This is a genomic window from Amycolatopsis magusensis, from assembly GCF_017875555.1.
GTDB lineage: Bacteria > Actinomycetota > Actinomycetes > Mycobacteriales > Pseudonocardiaceae > Amycolatopsis > Amycolatopsis magusensis.
Genome location: NZ_JAGGMS010000001.1, coordinates 6,273,677 through 6,293,487, shown reverse-complemented (window position 1 = coordinate 6,293,487; position 19,811 = coordinate 6,273,677). Strand labels below are relative to the sequence as shown.

General features: G+C 72.4%; 4 protein-coding genes. 1 reads left to right on the top strand and 3 read right to left on the bottom strand.

Annotated elements, in window-relative coordinates:
* The 3 genes from JOM49_RS27990 to JOM49_RS27980 are packed head-to-tail and all read right to left on the bottom strand — an operon-like array spanning position 1 to position 10,497.
* On the bottom strand, positions 1-7,305 hold the full coding sequence (locus tag JOM49_RS27990) for a non-ribosomal peptide synthetase (protein ID WP_209667187.1): 7,305 nt from the start codon (positions 7,303-7,305) through the stop codon (positions 1-3).
* Positions 7,302-9,779: a non-ribosomal peptide synthetase gene (locus tag JOM49_RS27985; protein ID WP_209667186.1), complete on the bottom strand. Its 2,478-nt coding sequence runs from the start codon at positions 9,777-9,779 to the stop codon at positions 7,302-7,304. Before JOM49_RS27985 ends, JOM49_RS27990 begins: the two co-directional genes overlap by 4 nt.
* Positions 9,715-10,497 carry an aspartate/glutamate racemase family protein gene (locus JOM49_RS27980; protein ID WP_209667185.1) on the bottom strand — a complete coding sequence of 261 codons (783 nt, stop codon included), beginning with the start codon at positions 10,495-10,497 and terminating at the stop codon, positions 9,715-9,717. The genes JOM49_RS27985 and JOM49_RS27980 overlap by 65 nt, the downstream gene beginning before the upstream one ends.
* Before the next feature lie 239 nt (positions 10,498-10,736).
* Here JOM49_RS27980 and JOM49_RS27975 point away from each other — a divergent pair, with 239 nt between their 5' ends.
* Positions 10,737-19,808 (top strand): non-ribosomal peptide synthetase/type I polyketide synthase, encoded by a 9,072-nt coding sequence (locus JOM49_RS27975; protein WP_209667184.1) that lies wholly within the window; start codon positions 10,737-10,739, stop codon positions 19,806-19,808.
* The last annotated feature ends 3 nt before the right edge of the window (positions 19,809-19,811 follow it).

The window sequence follows — 19,811 nt, the reverse complement described above, 5'->3', positions numbered from 1 at the left end:
TCAGCGTCCTTCGGGTTCGGTCACGGCGTGGTGGAGGGTGGTGAGGAAGTCCTGCAGGCGTCGTTCGATGCCGTCGGGGGTGAAGAGGGTGGTGTTGTGTTCGAGCCAGCCGGAGAGGCCGTCGGGGGTGCGGTAGCAGCGGAGGTGGAGTTCGTAGCGGCAGGTGCCGCGGTCGAGGGTGGTGGGGGTGGTGGTGAGGCCGGTGAGGTGGCCGTCGGGGGTGGGGAGGTTCTGCATGCCGAACATGACTTGGCAGCGGGGGCGGTCGAGTAGTTCGTGGGGGGTGTGCTGGTGTTCCCAGGCTTCGAGCACGGTGTGGCGGACGCGGGTGAACAGTTCGCGGAAGGTCGGGTGGCCGCGGAGGTCGGCGGGGATGGACAGGATGTTGGCGTAGGGGCCCGCGGTGTGTTCGCTGGCGGGGTCGGGGCGGTTGCTGACGGGGACGGCGAGGGGGAAGCGGTCCTGGCCGGTTTGCCGGTGGAGCCAGCGTTGGGTGGCGGCGAGCAGGACCATGAATTCGGTGGTGCCGGTTTCGGTGGCGAGGGCGCGGACGGCGTGGGCGGTGGCGGGGTCGATGTCGAAGTAGCGGGTGGCGCCGTCGAGGGTGGGCCGGTCCGGGCGGGGGTGGTCGGTGGGGAGGTCGATTCCCGTTGGGGTGCCGTCGAGCAGCCGGTTCCAGAAGTCCACATCGGACTGCTGGGCGGGGCTGTAGCGGGTGACCGGGGGGAGGTGCGGGGTGCGGCCGTCGAGTTGGGCGTTGTAGTACTCGGTGAGGTCGCGTTGGAGGATGGAGAGGGTCCAGCCGTCGGCGGCGATGTGGTGCACGGTGAGGGCGAACAGGTGCTTGCCCGGCCCGAAGCGGATGAGGGCGGCGCGGATGGGTGGTTCGCCGGCGAGGTTGAACGGGGTGCGTAGTTCGGTCTCGGCCTGTGCGGTGGCTTCGGTTTCGGTGGTGGCGGTGCCGCGGTGGAAGCGGATGAGCACGTGGGGTTCGGTGTGGGCGCGGTCGGTGAAGCGGGTGCGCAGGATTTCGTGGCGGGCGACGGTGGCGTCGACGGCGCGGGCGAGGGCGATCTCGTCGAGTGGTCCGTCGAGGATGGCGGCGAAGCCGACGTGGTAGGCGGCGGTGCCGGGGTGTTCGCGGGTGTGGTCAAGGATGGCGCGCTGGGCGGGGGTGAGTTCGGTGGTGGATTCCGTGCGCGGCAACGGTTCGGTGGTGTTTCCGGTGCGGGCGTCGAGCCACGCGGCGAGTGCGGCGACGGTCGGGGTGTCGAGCACGGTGCGCAGGGGCAAGGAGAGCCCGAAGGTGCGGCGGATGCGGGCGGCGAGCTGGGCGGCGAGGAGGGAGTGGCCGCCGTGGGCGAAGAAGTCGTCGTCGCGGCCGGTGTTCTCGCGGCCGAGCAGTTCGTCGAACAGGGACGCGAGGACGGCTTCGGTCGGTGACTTGGCCGTGTCGGGGGTGTGTTCGGCGGGGGTTTCGAGTGCGGCGAGGGCTTTCTTGTCGACCTTGTTGTTGGCGGTGCGGGGGAGCGCGGGCAGGGCGTGGATCCGGGACGGGACCTGGTATTCGGGCAGCAGGCCGCGGAGTTCTTCGCGCAGGGCGGTGCCGTGGAGGGTGGCGGGGGTGACGTAGGCGGTCAGGTGCGCGGGGGTGCCGGTGGCGAGGACGGCGGCTTCGGTGACGCCGGGCAGGCCGCGGAGCACGTTTTCGATGCCGGTGGGTTCGACGCGGTTGCCGCGGATCTTGACCTGGTCGTCGAGGCGGCCGAGAAAGCGGAGGGTGCCGTCGTGGTCGCGGCGGGCGAGGTCGCCGGTGCGGTAGGCGCGGGCGCCGGGTTCGCCGGCGAAGGGGTCGGGGACGAAGCGTTCGGCGGTGAGGCCGGGCCGGTGGTGGTAGCCCTGGGCGAGGCGGCTGCCGCCGATCCACACTTCGCCGGGTACGCCGAGGGGGGCGAGGTCGCCGTGGCGGTCGACGATCCAGACGCGGGCGCCGGCGACCGGGTGGCCGAGTGGTGCGGGGCCGTCGGTGCCGGTGGTGATGGGGTGGCTGGTGGTGGTCATGGTGGTTTCGGTGGGGCCGTACTGGTTGACCACCAGTGGTTCGCCGCCGAAGGTGGCGCGGGTGCGGGCGCAGTCGGCGAGGTCGAGTGCTTCGCCGGCGGTGAGGACGAGGCGCAGGTGTGGTCCGTGTCCGGTGCCGGCGGCGCCGAGGATGGCGCGCAGGAGGGTGGGGACGACGCTGAGCAGGCAGGTGACCTGTTCGCGGTCGATGGTGTCGAGGATGGCTTGGGGGTCGGCGGCCTGGTCGTGGTCGAGCAGGACGACGCGGGCGCCGGTGGTCAGGGGGCCGAAGAGGTCGCGGATGGCGGCGTCGAAGGGCAGGGAGGCGAGCTGGAGGACGGTGTCGCCGGGGCCGAGGCCGAAGTGGGTGCCGAGGTAGTCGGCGAGGTATTCGGCGGCGGCGTGGTGCGGGGTGCGGACGCCCTTGGGTTTTCCGGTGCTGCCGGAGGTGTAGACGAGGTAGGCGAGGTCGTCGGGGTCGATGGTGATCCCGGGTGGCTCGGTGTCGTCGGTGAGGGTGAGTTCGTCAAGGACGAGGGCGGCGCCGCTGTCTTCGACGAGTTCCTGGCGTCGTGCCGGTGGGTGGTGTGGGTCGAGGGCGAGGTAGGCGCAGCCGGCGCGCCAGGTGCCGAGGATGGCGACGGCCTGGTCCGGGCCGCGTTCGAGGTTCAGGGCGATGAGCTGGCCTGGCTGGACGCGGGTGCGCAGGTGGTGGGCGAAGCGGTTGGCGTGTTCGTCGAGTTCGCGGTAGGTCAGGCCTGGTACGGCGGGTGCGCCGGGGGTGCGGGTGGCCTGGGCGGTGAAGAGTTCGGGCAGGGTGCGGTGGTCGCCGGTGGTGGTGGACCGCTCGTTCGTGAGGGCGGCGCGTTCGGCGGGGGTGAGGACGGGGTGCTCGGTCAGTGGGGCGTCCGGGTCGGCCAGTGCGCCGTCGAGGAGGGTGAGCAGGTGCCCGGCGAGGCGTTCGATGCGGCCGGGTTCGAACTGGGCGGTGCGGTAGACCAGCCAGCCGCTGGTGCCGTCCTCGTCGAAGAGCAGGTTGAGGTCGGCCTTGGAGTGCGCGGGCACGAAGGGTTCGGGTTCGAGGACGACGTCGTCGGCGAAGTGGGTGGTGCCCGCCATCGGGTCGATGGTGACGCTGTAGCGGGTGAGTGCGGCGCCGTCGAGGCCGAGGTCGTCGACGAGCCGGTCGAAGGGCAGGGTGCGGTGTTCGTAGGCGGCGAGCACGGTGTCGCGGACGGTGTGCAGGAGTTCGCGGTAGCTGCCGGTGGTGGCCAGGCGGAGGACGACGGTGTTGAGCAGCAGGCCGGCGATGTCCTCGAGTTCGGGGCGGGCGCGGTCGGCGACCGGCATGGTGAGCACGAGGTCGTCGTGGCCGGTGTAGCGGCTGAGCAGGGCGGCGTAGGCGGCGAGCAGGCCCATGAACGGGGTGCAGCCTTCGTCGGCGGCGAGCGCGGTCAGCCGGGTGGTGTGCTCGGCGGGCACGGTGAAGTGGTGCGCGGCGCCGGCCGAGCCGCCGCGGTCGGTGTGGTCGGCGGGCAGGTCGGGTACGGGTGGCAGGTCGGCGAGCTGGGTGCGCCAGTAGTCCAGTGCGCCGGTGTGGTCGAGGCGGTTCTGCCAGGCGGCGTAGTCGGCGGCGGCGAGGCGGCGCCGGGGCGGGGTGGTGCCGGTGTAGGCGGTGCGCAGGTCGTCGAGCAGCACCTTGATCGACCAGCCGTCGACGATGGCGTGGTGGAAGGTCAGGGCGAGCACGTGTTCGGTGTCGCTGAGGGTGATGATGGCGGCGCGGGCGAGGGGGCCGGTGGCCAGGTCGAAGCGGTGTGCGGCTTCGGCGGCGAGGATGGCGTCGAGTTCGCCGGGTGTGGCTGTCACGGTGGTCACCGGGATCGGTGTCTCGGTGAGGGCGCGTTCGGGGCGGCCGTCGGTGGCGGGGAACGCGGTGCGCAGGGCTTCGTGGGTCGCGGCGAGGGTGTGGATGGCGGCGGTGAGGGCGCCGAGGTCGAGTGGGCCGTGCAGGCGGCAGATCGCCGGGAGGTTGTAGGCGGGGTCGCCGGGGTCGAGCTGGTCGACGAACCACAGGCGGGCTTCGGCGGCGGAGAGCGTGGTGCGGTCTTCGGCGGGGGTGACCTCGGGCAGGGTGGAGCCGGTCACTTCGGTGAGCCGGGCGGCGAGGCGGGTGATGGTGGTGGCTTCGAACAGCGTGCGCAGCGGGACGGGTACGCCGAGGGTTTCGCGGACGCGGCTGGCCACTTGGACGGCGAGCAGGGAGTGGCCGCCGAGGGCGAAGAAGTCGTCGTCGCGGCCGACTTGGTCGACGCCGAGCACTTCGGCCCAGATTTCGGCGAGCTGGCGTTCGGCGGGGGTTTCGGGGGCGAGGTAGGGCTTGGCGACGGCGCTGTTCTCGGCGGGGGCGGGCAGTTCGGCGCGGTCGGTTTTGCCGCTGGAGGTCTGCGGGATGTGGTCGAGGTGGGTGTAGGAGGCGGGGACCATGTAGGCGGGCAGGTGCGCGGCGAGCCAGTCGCGCAGGTTCCCGGGTTCGGGTGGGGTGGGTGCGGTGACGTAGGCGGCGAGCTGGTCGCCGCGGACGACGACCACGGCCTGGTCCACGGTGTCGTGTTCGGCGAGCACGGCTTCGATCTCGCCGAGTTCGATGCGGTGGCCGCGGAGTTTGACCTGGTGATCGATGCGGCCGAGGCAGTCGAGTTGCCCGTCGACGCGCCAGCGGCCGAGGTCGCCGGTGCGGTAGAGGCGGTCGCCGCCGAAGGGGTCGGGGACGAAGCTTTCCGCGGTGCGGTCGGGGCGGCCGAGGTAGCCGCGTGCGAGCTGGACGCCGCCGACGCAGATCTCCCCCGGTACGCCGATGGGTTGGGGGCGGAGGTCTTCGTCGAGGACGTAGCAGCGGGTGTTGGCGATGGGCCGGCCGATGGGCACGCCGGGTTCGCCGTGGTGGGTGTCGCCGGCGGTGACGAGCACGGTGGTCTCGGTCGGGCCGTAGGCGTTGATCAGTGTGGCGTCCACTGTGGACAGGAAGCTGTCGCGCAGTTCGGGTGGCAGGGTCTCGCCTGCGCTCTGCACGAGGTCGAGCGAGTCCAGTGAGCCGCCGTCGGCGGCGACGAGCGCGGCGAGCATGGTGGGTACGAAGTGTGCGCGGGTGACGCCTTCCTGGGCGATCAGGCGGCGCAGGTAGCCGGGGTCGCGGTGCCCGCCGGGTTCGGCGACGACCAGCCGGGCGCCGCCGTGCAGCGCGGTGAACAGCTCGGCCACGGAGACGTCGAAGGTGACGTTGGTCTTGAACAGCACGGCGTCGCCGGGTGCGGGGCCGTAGGTCTCCAGTTGCCAGCGGATGTGGTTGTGCGCGGCGCGGTGGCTGAGCATCACGCCCTTGGGCCTGCCGGTGGAGCCGGAGGTGTAGAAGACGTAGGCGAGGTCGTCGGGGTCGACGCGCACGGCGGGCGGGTGGCCGGGTCCTTCGGGGATCTCGTGGAGGTCGACGGTGGCGCAGGTGGTCACGCGGCGGGCGAGGGTGGCGTCGGTGACCACCAGTTCGGCGCCGGCGTCGTCGAGTACGCCGGCGGTGCGGGCGTCGGGGTTGTCGGGGTCCAGTGGCAGGTAGGGGGCTCCGGAGCGCAGGACGCCGAGGATGGCGACGACGAGGTCGGCCGAGCGTTCGAGCAGGATGCCGATGGGCTGGTCGGGGGTGGCGCCGAGGCGGATCAGGTGGTGGGCCAACTGGTCGGCGCGACGGCCGAGTTCGCGGTAGGTGACCTGCTCGCCGTGGCCGGACAGGGCGATCAGGTCTTCGTCCACTCCGGACAGGTCGGCGAGGTTGGTGGGGGTGCCGTAGTCGGCGGCCGGTCCCGGCCAGTGCCCGGTGACCAGTGCGCGTTCCGCGGCGCTCATCAGCGGCAGGTCCCCGACCGGGGTGGCGGGGTCGGCGACGGCGGCGCGGATGAGGTTTTCGAGGTGCTCGAGCAGGCGGGCGGCGGTGGCTTCGTCCCAGCGGTCGCGGCCGTACTCCAGTTCCAGTTCGAGGCGCCCGTTGTCCTCCCCGGCGTCGAGGGTCAGTTCGAACTTGGCGTCGCCGGTGCCGGGGCGCGGTACGTAGGTCATCAGCACCTCGCCCAGGCGCACCGGCTCGCGGTCGACGGTGATCCAGTTGAGCAGCACCTGGAATACCGGGGTGGCGGCGAGGTCGCGGTCCAGTGGCAGTTCGCCGACCACGGTCTCGAAGGGCACGTCCTGGTGGGAGAACCCGGTGGCGGCCGTGGCGCGGACCTGGGCGAGCAGGTCGGCGAAGGGGGTGCGCCCGTCGAACCGGGAGCGCAGCGCCACGGTGTTGACGAACAGCCCGATCAGCGGTTCGGCCTCGGGCACGGTCCGCCCGGCCACCGAGGTGCCCACGACGATGTCGGACTGGCCGCTGTAGCGGTGCAGCAGGCTCTGGAAGCAGGCGAGCAGCACCATGAACGAGGTGACGCCGCTGCGGCGGGCGAGGCCGTGCAGGTCCGCGGTGAGCGCGGGGTCCAGGTGGGTGCGGACCAGTCCCGCGCGGCCGGTGGGTGCCTGTGGCCGGTCGGCGGGCAGTTGCAGTCGTGCGGGGGCGTCGGAGAGCTGTTCGGTCCAGTAGTCGAGCTGGGTGCGGTAGGCGCCGCCGGTGAGCTGGTCGCGTTGCCAGGCGGCGAAGTCGGCGTACTGCAGGTCCAGGGGCGCGGGTTCGGGCAGGCCCGCGTAGCCGTCGGCGAGTTCACGCAGCAGGATGTCGATCGAGGAGCCGTCGAAGGCGATGTGGTGCAGCGTGAGCACCAGGTGGTGGCTGGTGTCCCCGGCGTGGATCAGCAGTGCCCGCCACACCGGGCCGGTGCGCAGGTCGAACGGGCGGCGGAACTCGGCCAGCACCTGCGCGTCGAGGTCGGGTTCCTGCTCGGCGCGCCGTAGTTCCACCGGTGTCGCGGCGACGACCTGGAACTCTTCGGCGCCCCGGCGTTCGTAGACGGTGCGCAGGACCTCGTGGCGGCGTTCGACGCGGCGCAGCGCGCTTTCGAGCCGGTCGGCGTCGAGGGGTCCGTCCAGCCGGAAGGGGAACAGCACGTGGTAGGTCGCCGCGTCCGGGTGGAGTTCTTCCAGGAACAGCATGCGTTCCTGCGCGGGCGAGGCCCGGCGCGGTCCCGTGGCTCGCGGGATGGTCCGTGCCTTCGCCCGCGCGAGCCGCTTCTCCAGTAGTGCTTGGAGACGGGTGTCCGTGCTCATGCGTCGAGTTCTTCGAGCAGCGCGGCCTCCACGACCGCGGAGAACTCGCCGAGGGTCTGGTTGTCCAGCACGGCCGTCATCGGCACGTCGACCTCGAGCGCGGCCTTGACCCTGGCCATCAGCTGGGTGATCAGCAGCGAATGCCCGCCGAGGTCGAAGAAGTTGTCCACCACCCCGACGCGCTCGACCCCGAGCACCTCGCTCCACAGGTCGGCGATGGCCTTCTCGACCGGGGTGCCCGGCTCGAGGTAGGGCACGGGCGGCTGGGGCGCGGGCAGGGCGCGGCGGTCCAGTTTCCCGTTCGGGGTGACCGGCAGCGCGTCCAGCACGACGAGCTGCGAGGGCACCATGTACGCGGGCAGCCGCTGGGCGAGCTGCTCGCGCAGCACGGCGATGTCGGGTTCCTCGCCGGGGGCGCGGACCACGTAGCCGACCAGCTGCTCGTCGAGCACCAGCGCCACGGCCGAGGCCACGCCGGGCCCGGCGGCCAGCGCCGACTCCACCTCGCCCAGCTCGATCCGGAACCCGCGCAGCTTGACCTGGTCGTCCTGGCGGCCGAGGAATTCGATGGTGCCGTCGGCCCAGTACTTCGCGCGGTCACCGGTGGCGTAGAGCCGGGCGCCGGGCACGTCGCCGAACGGGTCCGGGATGAACTTGTCCGCGGTCTTGGCCGGGTCACCGTGGTAGCCCAGCGCGAGGCAGTCCCCGCCGATGTAGAGGTCACCGGGCGCGCCGACCACCGCCGGGCGCAGCCCACCGTCGAGCACGTAGTAGCGCGCGTTGTCGATCGGCCTGCCGTAGGGGATGCTCGCCCAGCCCGGGTCCACGCGCTCGACCGGGAAGAAGTTCGACCAGATCGCCGCTTCGGTCGCGCCACCCAGCGCGATCACCCGCGGCGCGCCGAACGCGGTGCGCACGGAGTCGGGCAGCGTGACCGGGACCCAGTCGCCGCTGAGGAACACCAGCCGCAGCGAGTGCTCCGCCCGCGGGCCGCGCAACGCGAAGAACGGCTCCAGTTGCTGCAGCGCCGCCGGGGCGGAGTCCCAGAAGGTGATCGGCTCCTCGTCCAGGATGGACAGCAGCCGCCGCGGGTCGCGGATCTCCTCGTCGGTGGCCACCCGGATGCTGCCCCCGGCGGCGAGCACGCCGAACACGTCGTACACCGACAGGTCGAAACCCAGCGAGGTGAGGAACAGGACCCGGTCGGCCGGGCCCATGCCGTAGGTGGTGTTGACCCATTCGATCAGGTTCACCACCGGCGCGTGGGACAGCAGCACACCCTTCGGCGTGCCGGTGGACCCGGAGGTGAAGATGACGTAGGCCTGGTCATCGGGTTGCGCCCGCCGGGGCCGCGGGGCGCCGGGCCCGGGGTCGTCCAGTGCCCAGCCCGGGGTGCCGTCCGGTTCGCCGACCCACAGGACCTCGCGCTCCCCGAGTTCGCGGGCGGCGGCGACCTGGTCGCGGTCGGTGATCAGCACCGGTGCTTCCAGGGTGGCGAGCAGGGCCTGCGCGCGCTCGGGTGGCAGCGACGGCTCGATCGGGGCGTACGCGGCCCCGGCCTTGAGGACCCCGAGCAACGCGACCACGGTGTGCACGCTGCGCCGCAACCGCAGCGCCACGAAATCACCGGGGCCGACCCCGGAGGCAGCGAGCCGGCGCGCCAGCTTCCCCGCCGCGTCATCCAGTTCGGCGTAGGTGAGCCGGTCCTCGCCCTGGACGACGGCGAGCGCGTCCGGCGTGCGGGCGGCCTGCGCTTCGACCAGTTCGTGGATGCAGGCCGGGTCCCGGCGCACCGCGGTGTCGTTCCACCGCCGCAGGATCCGGTTCTCCTCTTCGGGGGAGAGCACGGTGAACTCGTGCAGTGCGGTCGCGCCGGACCGCACGACCATCTCGTTCAGGAGCCGGTCGAGGTCGTCGAGCAGGCGGCGCGCGTCGGCGGAGCTGATCCGGTCGCGCGCATAGTCCAGCCGCACGCGCAGATTCGGCTCACCGAGGTCCAGGCGCAGTTCCAGGGCGTGCCGGATGCCGGTGTCGTGGTCCCAGCGCACCACCTTGTCGAACAGGGCGGTGCCCTCGGCCAGCCCGGCGAGCGCGGACAGTTCGGCCTCGGTGGGTGCGGGCTGCGCGAGCCCGGCTTCGAGGTGGGCGCGCAGGCTCGCGAAGAACGCGGTCAGCGGCAGGTCGTACCGCAGGCGCACCCGCAGCGGCGTCGGCTCGTCCACCCCGGCCGGGCGCACCCCGAACACCACATCGGAGGTGCCCGCGTGCGCGGCGAGCACCAGGCTCCAGGCCGCGGTCACCACGTGCTCCGGTGGCACCCCCGCGGGCGCGCCCGCCTGCTTCAGCCCCGCCAGCGACGCGGACTCGCACTCCACGGTGCCGTTACCGGCCTCGTCACCGGCGGCGCGTTCACTGCCGAGCCGGGTCGGCTCGGCGAAGCCGGCCAGCCGATCGGTCCAGAATTCCTGGTTCACCAGGGGCCTCCTCATCCTCGAGCAGTTTCGGCAGCTCGTTCGCGATGGTCCGCAGCGGATCGAGCACCGGCGGCCCGCCCGCCCGCGCCCGCCACCACCGGGTCAGCAGGTGCACCTCGGTGCACCCGGCGATCACCCCGCGGCAGCCGTACCGCGCGGCCAGGTCCTCGGCCTGCGCGGCGAGCTCCGCGCCCACCGGTTCGCGCTTGAGCCGGTAGAGCAGCCGGTGGATCTCCTCCTGCGGGCCCGGCGGGGGCAGCACCACCCGGTGCGCCACCGACGGCCAGCGCGGGTCCGACTCGAACACCTTCGCCGCGCGGGTCCCGCTGGTGGCCAGCAGCAGGTACGGGCCGTCGCCACCGACCTCGAGATCGTCGAACACCACGTCCACCAGCGAGATCAGCTTCGCCCGCAGGCCGGGGTCGAGCCGCCGGACGAAGTGGTGCGCGGTGACGCAGGTCAGCACGATCCGCGTGGCGCCCTGATCGGCCAGCGACTGCAGCCGCTGCCGCAGGCGCGCGGTGAACTCCACGTCCCGGCCCTCACGGATGGCTTCGGTGCGGTCGGGGAACGCCGGATCCGAGTCGAGCAGGCAGCGCGGCAGCTCCTGCTCGGTGGCCGGGCCGTGCCGCTCGTCCGCGGTCTCGTAGACCGTGCGGAGGAATTCGGCCGAGGCGTAGGGCCCCATGCCGCCGAGAATGCCGAGCACCGCCGCCACACCCGGCTCCTCTCCTTCAAGTCCGGGTTAAACCCGCTGGACACCGCCGACGAGTGTGGCGCTTGCGAAGGTCGAAGCGGCCCGGTCGCGGCAGGGTTTAGAAATCCCCTTAGGACGTGCCGCGTGGCCCTGGCCACCCTCTGCGTACGCCGCTATGCATGGACCTCGCGGATCCGTTGAGCGCTGGGGGCGGCGTGGTCAGGCTTCGCACACCGATCCGTGAGCGAAGGGGAATCCCCGTGCAGCCGACCGACTCCCGCCTGGAATCGTGGCTAGTCCAGCAGATCGCTTCACGGACCGGGCTGGACCCCGACGCGGTCGACCGCGAGGCGCCGCTGACCGGCTACGGACTGTCCTCACGGGACGCGGTCATCCTCATCGGGGAACTCGCCGAACTGCTCGGGAAAGACCTTTCCCCGACCCTGTTCTGGGAACACCCCACCATCCGGGCGCTGAGCACCCACCTCGCCGGAACCGGAGGTGATCCCGCCCCCGCGGCACGGGAACGCGCCGACGTCACCCCGGACGAGCCGATCGCGGTGATCGGCCTCGGCTGCCGCTTCCCCGGCGCGGACTCACCCGCCGAGTTCTGGGACCTGCTCGACCGCGGCGGTGACGGCATCGCCGACGCGCGCCGCCGCGAAGCCCCGGACCTCGGGCGCACCCACGGGCTCCTGCGCGACGTCGACGGCTTCGACGCCGGCTTCTTCAGCATCTCCGCCCGCGAAGTGCCCGCTGTGGACCCCCAGCAAAGGCTGCTGCTCGAAGTGGCCTGGGAAGCGCTCGAACACGCCGGGATCGCCCCGACCTCACTGGCCGGGACCCGCACCGGGGTCTTCGTCGGCATCAGCACCAGCGACCACGCCCGCTCCGGCGCCGCGCTGAGCGCCTACAGCGGAACCGGGCAGGCGCTGAGCATCGCGGCGAACCGCCTGTCCTACTTCCTCGACCTCCACGGCCCCAGCCTGGCCGTGGACACCGCCTGTTCCTCGTCACTGGTCGCGGTGCACCTGGCCGCGCGCAGCCTGCGCTGCGGTGAAGCCGAAACCGCGCTCGCCGGCGGGGTCAACCTGCTGCTCTCACCCGAGCTGACCGAGGTGTTCGGCCAGGCGGGCATGCTCGCCGAGGACGGCCGCTGCAAGACCTTCGACGCCGGCGCCGACGGCTACGTCCGTGCCGAAGGCTGTGGCGTGGTCGTGCTGAAAACCCTGTCGGCGGCCCGGCGTGACGGCGACCGCGTGCTGGCGGTCCTGCGTGGCTCGGCGGTCAACCAGGACGGGCGCAGCAACGGCCTGACCGCGCCCAGCGGCGCCGCGCAACAGCGAGTCGTCCGCGACGCCCTCGCCGAAGCCGGGCTCACCCCCGCCGACATCGACTACGTGGAGGCCCACGGCACCGGCACCCCGCTCGGCGACCCGATCGAGACCCGCGCGCTGGCCGCCGTCCTGGGCGAGGGCCGGGAAACGCCGTTCCTGCTCGGCTCGGTCAAGACGAACATCGGGCACACCGAAGCCGCCGCGGGCATCGCCGGGCTGATCAAGGTCGTGCTCATGCTGGGCCACCGGCGCGTCCCACCCCACCTGCACCTGCGTGAGCGCAACGCCGAGATCGCCGCCGGGCCGTTCGAAATCCCCGAAACCGCGCGGGACTGGGCGAGCAGGCACGGACCGCTGACCGCCGGGGTCAGCTCCTTCGGCTTCGGCGGCACCAACGCCCACGTGATCCTCAGCGAAGCGGAGAAAACCGGCACTGCGGGCGGCAACGAACTGCGGCCCCGGCACGTGTGCACCCTCAGCGCCCGCACGGAAACCGCGCTGCGGACCCTCGCCGCGAGCTACGCCGAACTCGACGAGCCCAACTTGCGCGACCTCTGCTTCACCACCAACGTCGGCCGCGCGCACCTGCGTCACCGCGCGGCCTTCGCGGTGGGCACCCCCGCCGAACTCCGCGACCGGCTGACCGGGATCGCCACCGGCACCCCGGCCATGAACGTCCACATCGGACAGAAAAGCCCGGCGGGCCCCGGCGAGCTCGCGTTCCTGTTCAGCGGGCAGGGCGCCCAGTACGCGGGCATGGCCCGCCAGCTCTACGCCACCAGCGCCCGGTTCCGCGGCCTGCTCACCGACTGCGCCGCACTGTTCGAGACCCACGTCGGCAAGCCGCTGACCGCGGTGGTGTTCTCCGGTGACCAGCTCGACGAGACCCGCTACACCCAGCCCGCGTTGTTCTGCCTCGAATACGCCCTCGCCCGGCTGTGGCTGGACTGGGGAGCCGAACCGGCGTTCCTGCTCGGCCACAGCGTCGGCCAGTTCGCCGCGGCCTGCGTCGCCGGGGTGTTCGACCTCGCCGACGGCCTCCGCCTGGTCGCCGAACGCGGCCGCGTGGTCCAGGAACTGAGCGAACGCGGCGCCATGCTCGTGGTGTTCGCCGACGAACCCACCGTGCGCGCCGCCCTCACCCCCGGACTCGCCATCGCCGCGGTCAACGGCACCGGGAACATCACCGTCTCCGGCGAACCCGCCGAGATCACCGCACTGGCCGAAACCCTGACCGGACGCGGCGTGAAGACCAAGGTGATGAGCAGCGCGTGGGCGTTCCACTCGCCGATGATGGCCGCCGCCCGCGACGCCTTTGCCGCCACCGCCGCCTCGATCACCTACCGCGAACCCCGCATCGCGCTGGTCAGCGACCTCGACGGCCGCCTGCACCACCCCGACGCCGCTTACTGGACCCGCCACCTCACCGACACCGTCCGCTTCGCCGACGGCATCCGGCTGCTCGGCGAACTCGGCTGCACCCACTTCGTCGAAGTCGGCCCGCAGCAGGTGCTCATCGGCGCCGGGCGCCGCGAACTGCCCGGCCGCGTCTGGGTGCCCTCGCTGCGTGAGGGCGTCGGCGACTGGGACGTGCTGACCGGCAGCGCCGCCCGCCTCTACGCCCACGGCCGCGACCTCGACTGGGCCGCGTTCCACCGCGGTCACCGCGCCACCCGCACCGACCTGCCCACCTACCCGTTCGAGCGCGAGGCGCACCGGCACCCCGGGGGAAACACCGTGACCACCGTAAAGACCGAAGCGCCCGGCACCGACCCCGTGCTCCCGGCACTGGCCGAGGTGCTGGCCACCCTGCTCGAAACCGGCGGCCCGATCGATCCCGACGTGTCCTTCCTCGAACTCGGCGCCGACTCGATGACCCTGTTCCAGACCCTGCAGTCGGTGCAGCGCACCTTCGGCGTGTCGATCGCGATCAGCCGCCTGTTCGAGGAACTCAACACCCTCAACCGCCTCGCCGACCACGTCCGCGCCCACGCCCCGGCCCCCGCGCTCACCACCCCGGCACCCGTCGTGGCAGCCGCTGAGGTCACCGCCGCGGCGGCCGCCGGGACCGAGGTCGGCCGCTTCCTCGAAGTCCACGAGAAGGTCATGGCGCAGGCCTACGAACTGATGCGCGGCGGCACCCCCGCCCCCGCTGCCGCCGTCGCTGTGGTGCCGAAGCGCAAGGACGTGGTCCCGGTCGCGCCCCAGGACACCTTCGTCGCGTTCGCCCCGAAGAAGGCGCAGAAAACCGCCGGGCACCTCACCGACGAGCAGCGCAGGCTCGCCGAGGACGTGGTGACCCGGTTCTGCGAGCGCACCAAGGCCTCCAAGGACCAGGCCGCCCGCGAACGCGCCTACCACGCCGACGTCCGCCACGCCCCGCAGCCGTACCTCACCCTGCGTGAAGCCCGCTACCCGCTGGTGGTCACCCGCTCGGCCGGTTCGCGCGTGTGGGACCTCGACGGCAACGAGTACATCGACCTCACCATGGGCTTCGGCGTCAACTTCTTCGGCCATGGCGAGCCGTTCATCAACGACGCCATCACCGCCCAGCTCGCCGAAGGCATGCAGCTCGGCCCGCACTCCGACCTCGCCGACGACGTGGCCCGCCTGATCACCGAGATGACCGGCAAGCAGCGCGTGGTGTTCTGCAACACCGGTTCCGAGGCGGTGATGGTCGCCGTCCGCCTGGCCAGGGCCATCACCGGCCGCGACAAGATCGCCCTGTTCGCCGGCGCCTACCACGGCTCGGCCGACCCGATCCTGGCCCGCCAGGACCCCTCCGGCGAATCCGTCCCGCTCGCGCCCGGCGTGCCCGAAGACGTCAGCCGCAACGCCCTCGTGCTCACCTACGGCGACGAAGCCTCCCTGGAGGTGCTGCGCGCCCACGCCGGGGAACTCGCCGCGGTCCTGGTCGAACCGGTGCAGAGCCGACGCCCCGACCAGCAGCCCGTCGAGTTCCTCCGCCGCCTGCGTGCCCTGACCAGGGAAACCGGGGTGCCGCTGGTCCTCGACGAGGTGATCACCGGGTTCCGCACGCACCCCGGCGGGGTCCAGGGCCTGTGGGACATCCAGGCCGACATCACCACCTACGGCAAGGTCGTCGGCGGCGGCCTCCCGATCGGGGTGGTCGCCGGGGACGCGAAGTACCTCGACGCCATCGACGGCGGCGCCTGGCCCTTCGGCGACGCGCCCTACCCGCACTCGGTGCGCACCTTCTTCTCCGGCACCTTCTGCAAGCACCCGCTCGCCCTGGCCGCCGGACGCGCCGTGCTCCAGGAAATGCGCCGCCGCGGCCCCGCGCTGCAGGAGGAACTCACCGCCAGGGTCGCCGCGCTGGCCGCCCGGCTCGACGCGATGTTCACCGAGGCCGGGGTCCCGATCCGGGTCGGGCAGTTCGGTTCGCTGTTCCGCCTGCGTTTCCTCGACGAAGCACCGTCCTCGGAACTGGTCGAGCTGTTCCACACCATGCTCGTCGCCCAGGGCCTCTACATCTGGGAAGGCCGCAACTGCTTCCTGTCCACCGCGCACACCGACGCCGACATCGAGCGCATCGTGGTGGTCATCGCCAGCGCGGTCAACCAGCTCACCGCCGCCGGGTTCTTCCCCGGCGCCCGGCCCGCGCTGGCCACCGCCGCCCCCGAGGACGACGACGGCTACCCGCTGAGCGAAGTCCAGCGCGAAATGTGGTTCTTCGACCAGGTCAGCGCCGATCACTCCCGCTCCTACAACGAGAGCGCCGTGCTCGACCTGCGTGGCGAACTCGACGTGCCCGCCCTGCGCGCCGCCGTCGGTGACGCGGTCGCCCGCCACGACAGCCTGCACACCGTGTTCGCCAAAGACGGCTCCCGCCAGCAGGTCCTGCCCCGCCTGGCGCTCGAAGTGCCGCTGGTGGAGGTCTCCGGCGACGCCGTGCGGGCCTGGTTCGACGCCCGCGCCGACGAGGTGTTCGACCTGGCCACCGGCCCGCTGGTCAAGGCCGCCATCCTGCGCCTGGGCCCGGACCACCACCAGCTGTACCTGGCCGTGCACCACGCCGTGGTCGACGGCTGGTCCTTCGTGGTGCTGTTCGAAGAGATCACCCGGCTGTACTCCCGCACCGGCGAGGCACTGCCACCCGCGCCGCAGTACCGCGAATTCGTGCAGCGGCAACTCGCCAAACCCGGCGACGCCGACTACTGGGCCGCCCAGTTCCCGGCCGGGCTGCCCGCGCTGAAACTGCCCACCGACCGCGCCCGCGACGCACGCACGTCGTGCCGCGGCGGCCGCGTCGAAACCCGGTTCGCCGCCGACCGGGTCACCGCGGTCAGCCGCGAACTCGGCGTCACCCCGTTCACCGTCCTCTTCGCCGCCTACGCCCACCTGATGCACCAGCTCTCCGGCCAGGACGACCTGGTCATCGGCGTACCCCAGGCCCAGCGCGACTACCCCGGCGCCGACCGGCTCGTCGGCAACTGCAGCACCCTGCTGCCCATCCGCAGCCGCCTCGACGGCACCCGCACCGTGCGCGAGTACGTCGCACAACTCCAGCGCACCCTGGTCGAGGCCTACGCCCACCCCGACTTCTCCGTCTCCGCACTGGGGGAGCGGCTCAAGCTCGACCCGCGCGCCCAGGTCGTCGGCACCATCTTCAACGTCGACCGCGCCCCGGCCGTGCCCCGCCCCGCCGGGCTCACCGCCGACCTGCTGCGCACCACCCGCCGCTACTCGAAGATCGACCTCGAGGTCGACGTGCTCTTCGCCGGTGACCAGCTCACCGTCACCTTCGAGTACAACGCCGAACTGTTCGACCAGGCCACCGTGCACCGGCACGCCCGCACCTACGAGGAACTGCTCACCACCTTCCTCGAACGCCCCGACGCGCACTTCGACCAGCTCGACCCCTCACCGTGGAACCACACCGGCCACGACCTGGTGCCCGGCACCCTGCCGGAGTTGTTCGAAGCGCAGGTGGCCCGCACCCCGGACGCCACCGCCCTGCTGCACGCGGGTGAATCGCTGACCTACGCCGAACTCGACGCCCGCGCGAACCGGCTCGCCGGGCACCTCGCCGCCCTCGGCGCCGGGCCCGAGGAGATCGTCGTGCTGGCCCTGCCACGCTCGGCGGACCTGGTGAGCACCGTGCTCGCGGTGCTCAAGGCCGGCGCGGCCTACCTCCCGCTCGACCTGGACCAGCCGCCCGCCCGCCTGGCCCAGCTCCTCGGCGACTCCGGCGCGCGGATCGTCGTCGCCACCGGGGAAACCGCCGGGCTCCTGCCCACAGTGGACAGTCTCGTGCTGCTGGACTCGGTTTCTTACGAGCACGCCGAACCCCGGCGCGCCGAGCCGTCGAACGCGGCCTACGTGCTCTACACCTCGGGCTCGACCGGCCGCCCGAAAGGCGTGGTCGTCACCCACGAAGCCGTGTCGAACACCCTGCAGTGGTGGCAGCACGAAGCCGGGTTCGGCCCCGGCGACCGGGTGCTGCTCAAGACCCCGATGACCTTCGACCCCTCCATCCTCGAGTTCTTCTGCCCGCTGTTCACCGGCGCCACGCTCGTCGTCGCCGAGCACGACGGCCACAAGAACCCCGCCTACCTGGTGTCGCTCATCCGCGAAACCGGCGTGACCTGCGTGCAGTTCGTGCCCACCACCCTGCGCGAGTTCCTCGCCGAACCCGGCGCGGCCGGCTGCACGAGCCTGAAAACCGTGATGTGCGCGGGCGAAGCACTGCCCACCACACTGGTCGAGCAGTGCTTCGACACCCTGGGCGCCCAGCTGTACAACCTCTACGGCCCCACCGAGGCCTCGATCGACCTCACCTACTGGAAAGCGCGCCGCGGTGTCGAAGCGGTGACCGTGCCCATCGGCCGTCCACTGTGGAACTTCCGGGTGCACGTGCTCGACGCCGACCTGTACCCGGTGCCCCCTGGCCAGCCGGGTGAGCTCTACGTCGCCGGGGCCGGCCTGGCCCGCGGTTACCTCGGCAGGCCCGAGGTGACGGCGGCGGCGTTCGTGCCCAACCCGTTCGAGGACGGCGGCGCCCGCATGTACCGCACAGGTGACCTGGTGCGGTGGTCCGACGAGGGCGAACTCGAGTTCCTCGGCCGCGCCGACACGCAGGTGAAACTGCGTGGCGTGCGCATCGAACTGGGCGAGATCGAAGAGGCCCTGCGCGCACTGCCCAGGGTCGACGACGCGTGCGTGCTGGTGCGTGACGAGCAACTGATCGCCTACCTGGCCGGGGACATCGCCGAGCCGCTGCAGCTGGTCCGCTCGCTGCGGGACGTGCTGCCCACCTCGATGATCCCGGCCCAGGCCCTGGCGCTCGACACGCTCCCGACGCTGACCAGCGGCAAGGTCGACCGCCGCGCACTGGCCGGACTGGCGCTGCCCGAAGCGGAAACCTCCGCCGAAGAACCGCGCACCGCCGCCGAAGCCCGGCTCCTGACCATCTGGACCGAGGTGCTCGGCCACCCGGCGGGCCTGCACGACGACTTCTTCGCCCACGGCGGCACCTCGCTCTCGGCGATGCGGCTGCTCACCCGCGTCCGCGGCGAACTCGGCCACGAACTCACCGTGCGCGACCTGTTCGCCGCCCCGACCGTCGCCGGGCTCGCGAGCCGCTTCGCCGCCCCGACCGTCGCCGGGCTCGCGAGCCGCTTCGCCGGCCACGCCGACACCCGCCCGCCGCTGGTCCCCGTGCCGCGGGAGAAGCCGGTGCCGCTGTCGTTCGCCCAGGCCCGGCTGTGGTTCCTCTACCGGCTCGGCGGCCCCAGCCCGATGTACAACATCGCGATGTCGTTCCGGCTGGACGGCGACCTGGAACCCGCGGCGCTGCGGGCGGCGTTCGGCGATGTCGTCGGGCGGCACGAAAGCCTGCGCACCACGGTCGCCGAGATCGACGGCGTCGCCGTCCAGCACGTGCACCCCGCCGCCGAAGCCGTCGTCGACTTCGCCGAAGGGACCCCCGAAGACGCCGCCGAGCACGCCTTCGACCTGGTCGACGAACTGCCGCTGCGGGTGCGGCTGCACCGCGCCGGGCCCGCCGAGCACGTGCTGACCGTGGCCCTGCACCACATCGCCGGGGACGCCTGGTCCTTCGGGCAGCTCGCCCGCGACCTCGCCACCGCCTACGAAGCCCGGTGCGCGGGCACCACGCCGCGGTGGACACCGCTGCCGGTCCAGTACGCCGACTACGCGGTGTGGCAGAGCGCCATGCTCGGCGACGAGAAGGACCCGGCGAGCCTGGTCTCCCGCCAGCTCGCGTTCTGGAAGACCAACCTGGCCGGGCTGCCCGTCGAGCTGAACCTGCCCTACGACCGGCCCCGCCCCGCCACCCCCACCCAGCACGGCGCCAGCCTGGAGTTCGACCTGGCGCCCGACCACCACGACCGGCTGCTCGGCCTGGCCCGCGAGTGCGGCGCCAGCTTCTTCATGATCGCCCAGGCCGGGCTGTCCACCCTGCTCACCAACCTCGGCGCGGGCACCGACATCCCGCTCGGCACCCCGGTCGCCGGGCGCGCCGACACCGCGCTCGACGAACTCATCGGGTTCTTCGCCAACACCGTGGTGCTGCGCACCGACACCGGCGGCAACCCGGCCTTCCGCGACCTGCTCACCCGGGTCCGCGAAGCCAACCTGCCCGCCTACGCCCACCAGGACGTGCCCTTCGAGCACCTGGTGCGCGTGCTCAACCCGCCGCGCTCCCGCTCGAGGCACCCGCTGTTCCAGATCATGCTGGTCTCGGAGAACACCGAGCAGGTCGACGTCGGCCTGCCGGGACTGCGGATGCGCGAGGAGCCGGTCGGCTCCACCACCGCGAAGTTCGACCTGGTGCTGAGCCTGCGTGAACACCACGCGCCGGACGGCACCGCCGCCGGTGTGCGCGGCTCGCTGGAGTACAGCACCGACCTGTTCGACGAGGCGACCGCCCGCGGCCTCGCCGGCGGGTTCGTGCGCCTGCTGGAAACCGTGGCCGGGAACCCCGGCGTGCGCTGTGCCGAAATCCGCTGAACC

Bases quoted from the DNA above. Each gene is read 5' to 3' on its own strand.
- JOM49_RS27990 (WP_209667187.1), bottom strand. From the start codon at position 7,305: ATGAGCACGGACACCCGTCTCCAAGCACTACTGGAGAAGCGGCTCGCG.